Source organism: Lysobacter defluvii IMMIB APB-9 = DSM 18482, assembly GCF_000423325.1.
Taxonomy (GTDB): Bacteria; Pseudomonadota; Gammaproteobacteria; order Xanthomonadales; family Xanthomonadaceae; genus Novilysobacter; species Novilysobacter defluvii.
The window spans coordinates 1-4,698 of the sequence record NZ_AUHT01000003.1 but is presented as its reverse complement, the minus strand read 5'-3'; the positions used below and the strand labels follow the sequence as shown (position 1 = coordinate 4,698).

At 56.2% G+C, this 4,698-nt stretch carries 2 tRNA genes and 3 rRNA genes; all 5 read left to right on the top strand.

Going from position 1 to position 4,698, the window contains the following annotated elements:
* Positions 1 to 1,085, top strand: a 16S ribosomal RNA gene (locus G545_RS0100085); the annotation flags it as partial.
* A gap of 68 nt (positions 1,086 to 1,153) precedes the next feature.
* A tRNA-Ala gene (locus tag G545_RS0100080) sits at positions 1,154 to 1,229 on the top strand.
* A gap of 27 nt (positions 1,230 to 1,256) precedes the next feature.
* Positions 1,257 to 1,333: transfer RNA gene (locus tag G545_RS0100075), tRNA-Ile, on the top strand.
* A gap of 237 nt (positions 1,334 to 1,570) precedes the next feature.
* Positions 1,571 to 4,448, top strand: a 23S ribosomal RNA gene (locus tag G545_RS0100070).
* Positions 4,449 to 4,560: 112 nt separating this feature from the next.
* Positions 4,561 to 4,674: ribosomal RNA gene (rrf, locus tag G545_RS0100065) — 5S ribosomal RNA — on the top strand.
* Positions 4,675 to 4,698: the final 24 nt, after the last annotated feature.

Genomic DNA, 4,698 nt, shown 5'->3' with positions numbered 1-4,698 from the left:
GGTTAATACCCTGGGGTCATGACGGTACCGTAAGAATAAGCACCGGCTAACTTCGTGCCAGCAGCCGCGGTAATACGAAGGGTGCAAGCGTTACTCGGAATTACTGGGCGTAAAGCGTGCGTAGGTGGTCTGTCAAGTCCGATGTGAAAGCCCTGGGCTCAACCTGGGAACTGCATTGGAAACTGGCAGTCTGGAGTGCGGTAGAGGGTAGCGGAATTCCCGGTGTAGCAGTGAAATGCGTAGATATCGGGAGGAACATCCGTGGCGAAGGCGGCTACCTGGACCAGCACTGACACTGAGGCACGAAAGCGTGGGGAGCAAACAGGATTAGATACCCTGGTAGTCCACGCCCTAAACGATGCGAACTGGATGTTGGGGGCACTTTGGCCTTCAGTATCGAAGCTAACGCGTTAAGTTCGCCGCCTGGGGAGTACGGTCGCAAGACTGAAACTCAAAGGAATTGACGGGGGCCCGCACAAGCGGTGGAGTATGTGGTTTAATTCGATGCAACGCGCAGAACCTTACCTGGCCTTGACATCCACGGAACCCTCCAGAGACGGAGGGGTGCCTTCGGGAACCGTGAGACAGGTGCTGCATGGCTGTCGTCAGCTCGTGTCGTGAGATGTTGGGTTAAGTCCCGCAACGAGCGCAACCCTTGTCCCTAGTTGCCAGCACGTAATGGTGGGAACTCTAGGGAGACCGCCGGTGACAAACCGGAGGAAGGTGGGGATGACGTCAAGTCATCATGGCCCTTACGGCCAGGGCTACACACGTACTACAATGGTGGGGACAGAGGGCAGCCAGCCGGCGACGGTGAGCCAATCCCAGAAACCCCATCCCAGTCCGGATTGGAGTCTGCAACTCGACTCCATGAAGTCGGAATCGCTAGTAATCGCAGATCAGCATTGCTGCGGTGAATACGTTCCCGGGCCTTGTACACACCGCCCGTCACACCATGGGAGTGGGTTGCTCCAGAAGTAGCTAGTCTAACCCTCGGGAGGACGGTTACCACGGAGTGATTCATGACTGGGGTGAAGTCGTAACAAGGTAGCCGTATCGGAAGGTGCGGCTGGATCACCTCCTTTAGAGACGAAAGGCAGCCAAGCTGCCAGGCGTCCGCACAAGTGACCTGCATTCAGAGAGTGAGCCCAAAGGGGCCATAGCTCAGCTGGGAGAGCACCTGCTTTGCAAGCAGGGGGTCGTCGGTTCGATCCCGACTGGCTCCACCACTCCCCTGGTTGGGGGTTGAGACTCTTGGGTCTGTAGCTCAGGTGGTTAGAGCGCACCCCTGATAAGGGTGAGGTCGGTGGTTCGAGTCCTCCCAGACCCACCACTTGGATGATCTCTCTGGATGACCTGCACACACACAAAGTTTGAAGCCACTGGGCGTTGAGGCCGGGTGGCGTTCTTTGAAAATTGGGATGTAGCGAGCGTTTTGAGACGGAATGTCCAGACGTGTCGTAGAGGCTAAGGCGGGTGCCGAGAGGCACCTAACATTTGAGTCGTTGCTGTTCGCGTCCGGGCTTTGTACCCCCGGGCACAGCAACCCCGAGGCGACTTGGGGTTATATGGTCAAGCGAACAAGCGCACATGGTGGATGCCTTGGCGGTCAGAGGCGATGAAGGACGTGGCAGCCTGCGAAAAGCGCGGGGGAGCTGGCAACAAGCTTTGATCCCGCGATGTCCGAATGGGGAAACCCACCGCGCAAGCGGTATTGCATGGTGAATACATAGCCATGCAAGGCGAACCCGGTGAACTGAAATATCTAAGTAACCGGAGGAAAAGAAATCAACCGAGATTCCCTGAGTAGTGACGAGCGAACGGGGAACAGCCCTTAAGCTGATTGAGTTCTAGCAGAACAACCTGGAAAGGTTGGCCATAGACGGTGACAGCCCGGTACGTGAAAGGGCTCTTTCAGTGAAATCGAGTAGGGCGGGGCACGAGAAACCCTGTCTGAACATGGGGGGACCATCCTCCAAGGCTAAATACTACTGACCGACCGATAGTGAACCAGTACCGTGAGGGAAAGGCGAAAAGAACCCCGGTGAGGGGAGTGAAATAGACCCTGAAACCGTGTGCGTACAAGCAGTAGGAGCCCTTCGGGGTGACTGCGTACCTTTTGTATAATGGGTCAGCGACTTATTGTTCGTGGCAAGCTTAACCGTATAGGGGAGGCGAAGGGAAACCGAGTCTGAATAGGGCGCATAGTCGCGGGCAATAGACCCGAAACCGGGTGATCTAGTCATGCCCAGGGTGAAGGTCAGGTAACACTGACTGGAGGCCCGAACCCACTCCCGTTGCAAAGGTAGGGGATGAGGTGTGATTAGGAGTGAAAAGCTAATCGAACCCGGAGATAGCTGGTTCTCCTCGAAAGCTATTTAGGTAGCGCCTCATGTGAATCTTCCTGGGGGTAGAGCACTGTTATGGCTAGGGGGTCATTGCGACTTACCAAACCATGGCAAACTCCGAATACCAGGACAGACTGCATGGGAGACACACGGCGGGTGCTAACGTCCGTCGTGAAAAGGGAAACAACCCAGACCCACAGCTAAGGTCCCCAATTACCGCTAAGTGGGAAACGAGGTGGAAAGGCACAGACAGCCAGGAGGTTGGCTTAGAAGCAGCCACCCTTTAAAGAAAGCGTAATAGCTCACTGGTCGAGTCGGTCTGCGCGGAAGATTTAACGGGGCTAAGCGGTAAACCGAAGCTTGGGGTGCATGCTTTGCATGCGCGGTAGAGGAGCGTTCCGTAGGCCGTTGAAGGTGGATCGAGAGGTCTGCTGGAGGTATCGGAAGTGCGAATGCTGACATGAGTAACGACAATGCGGGTGAAAAGCCCGCACGCCGAAAGCCCAAGGTTTCCTTGCGCAACGTTAATCGACGCAGGGTGAGTCGGCCCCTAAGGCGAGGCAGAAATGCGTAGTCGATGGGAAGCTGGTTAATATTCCAGCACCTCGCGTAAGTGCGATGGAGGGACGGAGAAGGCTAGGTCTACCGGGCGTTGGTTGTCCCGGGGAAAGCAGGTAGGCGGGGATCTTTGGCAAATCCGGGATCCCGTTAACGCCGAGCAGCGAGACGAGTCCATTGGGACGAAGTGACTGATGCCACGCTTCCAGGAAAAGCTCCTAAGCTTCAGCTTACGCAGACCGTACCGTAAACCGACACAGGTGGGCAGGATGAGAATTCTCAGGCGCTTGAGAGAACTCGGGTGAAGGAACTAGGCAACATGGCACCGTAACTTCGGGAGAAGGTGCGCCCCTGATGGTGGCCCATGCGGGCTATAGCTGTCGGGGGCCGCAGTGACCAGGCCGCTGCAACTGTTTATCAAAAACACAGCACTCTGCAAACACGAAAGTGGACGTATAGGGTGTGACGCCTGCCCGGTGCCGGAAGGTTAAGTGATGGGGTCAGCCGCAAGGCGAAGCTCTTGATCGAAGCCCCGGTAAACGGCGGCCGTAACTATAACGGTCCTAAGGTAGCGAAATTCCTTGTCGGGTAAGTTCCGACCTGCACGAATGGCGTAATGATGGCGGCGCTGTCTCCACCCGAGACTCAGTGAAATTGAAATCGCTGTGAAGATGCAGCGTTCCCGTGGCAAGACGGAAAGACCCCGTGAACCTTTACTATAGCTTCACACTGAACGTTGAGTTCGTCTGTGTAGGATAGGTGGGAGGCTGTGAAACCAGGACGCCAGTTCTGGTGGAGCCATCCTTGAAATACCACCCTGTCGTGCTTGACGTTCTAACCTGGGCCCGTAATCCGGGTCGGGGACCGTGTGTGGTGGGTAGTTTGACTGGGGCGGTCTCCTCCCAAAGTGTAACGGAGGAGCACGAAGGTACGCTCAGCGCGGTCGGACATCGCGCACTGTGTGCAAAGGCATAAGCGTGCTTGACTGCAAGATCGACGGATCAAGCAGGTACGAAAGTAGGTCTTAGTGATCCGGTGGTTCTGTATGGAAGGGCCATCGCTCAACGGATAAAAGGTACTCCGGGGATAACAGGCTGATACCGCCCAAGAGTTCATATCGACGGCGGTGTTTGGCACCTCGATGTCGGCTCATCACATCCTGGGGCTGTAGTCGGTCCCAAGGGTATGGCTGTTCGCCATTTAAAGTGGTACGCGAGCTGGGTTCAGAACGTCGTGAGACAGTTCGGTCCCTATCTGCCATGGGCGTTGGAGATTTGAGAGGGGCTGCTCCTAGTACGAGAGGACCGGAGTGGACGAACCCCTGGTGTTCCGGTTGTCACGCCAGTGGCACTGCCGGGTAGCTACGTTCGGAAGCGATAACCGCTGAAAGCATCTAAGCGGGAAGCGCGCCTCAAGATGAGATCTCCCGGGAGCTTGACTCCCCTGAAGGAACCATCAAGACCAGGTGGTTGATAGGCTGGGTGTGTAAGTACAGCAATGTATTGAGCTAACCAGTACTAATGATCCGTGCGGCTTGACCATATAACCTCAAGTGGCCTTGGACTCGACGATACGTCGGAGCATTCCAGGCACACTCGCTCGCTACGTCCCAACCCAATGCCAGTCCGCGCAAACGCGCGACTGCAACAGCTTGCTCAGTGACAATGGCTGTGTGGAACCACCCGATCCCATCCCGAACTCGGAAGTGAAACGCACACGCGCCGATGGTAGTGTGGGTCTCCCATGCGAGAGTAGGTCATCGCTGAGCATTTACACCGCAAGGCCGGTCCCC